Below are 3,745 nucleotides of genomic sequence, written 5' to 3' on the forward strand. Positions count from 1 at the left end.
GCAACAACGATGACGAATCCCTGATCAACCCCCTTGTCGCATACATAGATGCGGGCGTGTTGCTACATGCTGATAACACCCGGCACCGGCAAAACCCATCTGGCGATCGGGCTGGCGATACGTGCCTGCCAGGCCGGCCACCGGGTGTTGTTTGCCACCGCCGCCGAATGGGTGGCCCGCCTCGCCGAGGCCCATCACGCCGGGCGTATCCACCAAGAGCTCACCCGGCTGGGCCGTTACCCGCTCCTGGTGGTTGATGAAGTCGGCTACATCCCGTTCGAGCCCGAGGCCGCCAACCTGTTCTTCCAACTGGTATCGGCACGCTACGAACGCGCCAGTTTGATCGTCACCTCCAACAAGGCATTCGGCCGCTGGGGCGAGGTCTTCGGCGGCGATGACGTCGTGGCCGCCGCCATGATCGATCGCCTCGTCCACCACGCAGAAGTCGTCGCCCTCAAAGGCGACAGCTACCGGCTCAAAGACCGCGACCTCGGTCGGGTCCCACCAGCCGCAACCACCGAAGAATAAACACACCACCGGACCCAGGGGGTCAACTTTCAAATGCCGCCAGGGGGTCAGTTTTCACCTGCCGTTGACAACGTTCGCTGTGCCGGCGATCCAGGCCGTCATACAGGCGGTGACCAAGTGACTAGCGTCTAATACCCCGCCGCAGCATCAGGACAGGCCCCGTCGACAAACTCGGCGGGCGCTGAGACAACGTGGTACCACCGTCGCACCGCCGCCGTTCGGTCGCCGCCCGGCTGGCCACTCGGTCGGTTAGACAGCCGCCCGCCCGGCCGGGGCCGGATCATCGGGGCCGGTTCGGCATGCCGCAGCTGAACCACGTCGGGCACAGGCACAGTTGCGCTAAGTGAAGTCAACCGACACCGTTAACTTCACTTAGCTTCATTTAGTCACATAAGCGACTTAATATCCGCCAAGTGTCGGTTCAAGTCCGACTGGGCACACGTTGAAAGGCCTGGTAGGGCGCGATTCTAGGTAGTAGCTAGTTCGCCTAATAGGTGGGCTCCCCGTGTGTACTGCTGCGCAACGCTGCCAGGGCCAGTCGCGGCATTTTGCGGCACAGCGAACATGCGCCACCCCCCGCACTAGCTCCGGGCGGGGGCCCTGTCCTGCGGCTTCGGCGTGGCATTCCGTGGGCTGTCGGTACTTGTTGGGAGGATGGCTGGGTGACCTACGACCTCACACCACGCCCCGCCGCTGCGGCGTGGCAGCGGCACACCGCCGACGCACGGGTGATGACGCGCTGGATTGCCGCACGTGCCAGCGAGCGCGCATACGCCCGCCGCGCGCTGTTCTTGCCGCAGAAACGCACTCTGGACATGGCAGCTCCCGCCGTTCAGGCGTACGGGGCGAACGGCAACATCGGCACCGCGAGGAGCCCGAGCGTCGATCGAGGCGGGCCGGTGCTCGCGTACAGCACGGATGTCCGCCTACTGGCCGAAGCGGTGGCTGCCGCCGAAGGCCAGGTGCTCGGTGTCATCGAGTGGATCGAGGGCGAAGCAGCCGGGTGGGCAGCCGCCACGGGTGCCCTCGACCTGACGACCGGCGAGCCGACCCCGAGCGTGCCCGAAGAGATTCACACGGCCCTCGTGGATTTGAACGATGCGGGCTACAACGGCTACCACCGCGACCGTGAAGCCTTTTTCGCGGCGAAGTACTTCGACCCGATCGACGAGCTGCTCGCAGCGGGATACCCATACGCCTTCGTTGCGAGTTACCTCGTGGCGCTTGGGGCTGACGGCCACCGCGTCGGCGCAGACCTAAAGAGAATCTATGTTCCGCGTGAGAAACGCCGGAGGGTGACCAAGACGTAATCGGTAGACATCATGACTATGCCGCTTGGCGATTACGAGCCATTTCGTGGGTGGTCAGGGAAGCCGCGCGATTGGGGACCGGACGGTGCCGGATGGCGCGCGTGGTTCGGCGGCGGTGTTGTCGATGGACTCTGCGACGTGCTCGACGAGCACCTAACAACCCGCTATGGCCGCGACATACGCCCTGCCGCCATTGGTTGCGTGCCGTGGCTGACGAGCGAAGCCGTCGTTGACCGCCTGCTGAAACTGAATTCCGTGTGCGTCGTCATCGACAAAGGTGCTTCACAACATGCTCTTGACCGGCTCTGCCTGCCAAACCACGGTTTCCCTAACGAAGCCGTTTCTCGACTCGCTGACATGATGCCCGCGAACGCGGATGGGTCCGCCCCGCTGACAATCGGCCCGTACACCCCAAGGGGAGCAACGTGGCACGACATCGACCCCATTCGAGTGGCGGGCTGGCTGCACGGACGCCGCAAACCGCTGGTCCACGCGAAGATGCTGGTTCTTGGCAGAATCGGCTGGACCTCCTACGACACACCCTATGGCTTGGACGAGGGCAACATTCGCTTTACGCCGCTAAAGGTTTGGTGGGGTTCGGCGAACTGGACGGACCCTTCCACCACACACCTGGAGGTCGGTTTCGTCAGCGACGACTCGAAGTTGGTGGACAGCGCGGCGGATTTTGTTGCGGACATGATCGCCTTTTCAGAGCCAATTACGTCGTCGTGCCCAGGCCCAGAACCAAACCTCGTAGAAGTCGGTTACGACAACGAGGCGATGGCACAGGCCGCAGCGGAGTACGAGGAAGCTCACGAAGGCTACGGCGAAGATGACTACTAGCCGAAATCCCAACTTGAAGAAGAAAGTATTGGCATGACAGATCCACGCGACTTTCTCGACGAACACCTGTACAACGATCTCCGTTTCATGCTCTGCGCTGCGACCGACTGGTACATCCAGCACACAATCGGACCGGAAAGCGAGAAGAGGTTTGACGGAGGCGAGGGTTACTACATGCAGGTGTACGCGATGACGACGACATTCACACATGCCCGCGCTCTGTTCGAATTCCTGACAGGCTACACCGACAAAGAAAACGATCGCCATCTTGGCATGGATCTCTTTGAAGTGGAGCGGATATATTCGCGACTCTATACAGAAGGATGGCGCGAGCCGCTGAACAGATACCTGATGCATCTCAACGACCGCTATGCGGGTCAACTTCTTTCAACTTACGACGACCCAGAAGCCGTAGTGCATCTCAAGTATCTACCCGTCGATTTCGCCCGAGAGGTAGTCGCCTTGTGGCGCGAGTTCATACACCGACTTGACGAGCGCGACAGGTCGCTAGCGGCATTGGCGCAAGCCAAACTGGACGAGGCAATTCGCGAATCTGAGCGTGTCGCAACGAACTGGTTCAACAAAAAGTACGGAATTGCACCAATCAACTGGTAAGAGCAAACCCGAACGGGCGAAGCGGCGGTGAAGGCAGCTAGATAGCGGGCGGTCGGCCCGACCTACCCAAATCCCAGGTGCGCCATCGAAGCCGTCGTCACCTGCTCTAGGACCGCAACCGCCGCCTGGCACACCGAAACGGCGCTTGCCATTGCGATCCGGCACTGGTTTGCGTCTGATCTGAGGTTTGGCGATGATCGTCGAGGCGGCATCACCGACTTGGTCCCGCACGGGCTGAGGCACACCACGGCATCGCTCGCGAAAGTGCGGGCGCTAATGTCAAGTTGGTGCAGAGGCTTCTCGGATCAGAAGTGTCGTCAGCTCACGATGCGAAACAGCGCCATTGCCATCGCTTCCCCATACCCGGCGATCCGGAACCTGTCAAACCATTTGAGACGTGTCAGGCTGCGTGTTCTGTGTCGGTGTTCTCCTTCGGTGGTTCGTTGATC

2 protein-coding genes and 2 pseudogenes are annotated in these 3,745 nt (G+C 61.4%); all 4 read left to right on the top strand.

The window, feature by feature from the left end; all coding sequences use genetic code 11:
- Positions 1-78: 78 nt before the first annotated feature.
- Positions 79-528: pseudogene (locus BST40_RS27470) on the top strand (ATP-binding protein); the annotation flags it as partial.
- Between the two features lie 662 nt (positions 529-1,190).
- Positions 1,191-1,838 (top strand): hypothetical protein, encoded by a 648-nt coding sequence (locus BST40_RS27475; protein ID WP_075545314.1) that lies wholly within the window; start codon positions 1,191-1,193, stop codon positions 1,836-1,838.
- Between the two features lie 18 nt (positions 1,839-1,856).
- Positions 1,857-2,207, top strand: a pseudogene (locus BST40_RS32990) (hypothetical protein); the annotation flags it as partial.
- Positions 2,208-2,714: 507 nt separating this feature from the next.
- Positions 2,715-3,296 carry a hypothetical protein gene (locus BST40_RS27490; protein WP_075545313.1) on the top strand — a complete coding sequence of 194 codons (582 nt, stop codon included), beginning with the start codon at positions 2,715-2,717 and terminating at the stop codon, positions 3,294-3,296.
- Positions 3,297-3,745: the final 449 nt, after the last annotated feature.

The organism is Mycobacterium persicum (assembly GCF_002086675.1).
Taxonomy (GTDB): domain Bacteria; phylum Actinomycetota; class Actinomycetes; order Mycobacteriales; family Mycobacteriaceae; genus Mycobacterium; species Mycobacterium persicum.

Excerpts from the sequence above, each read along its gene's own strand:
- BST40_RS27490 (WP_075545313.1), top strand. The coding sequence starts at position 2,715 with ATGACAGATCCACGCGACTTTCTCGACGAACACCTGTACAACGATCTC.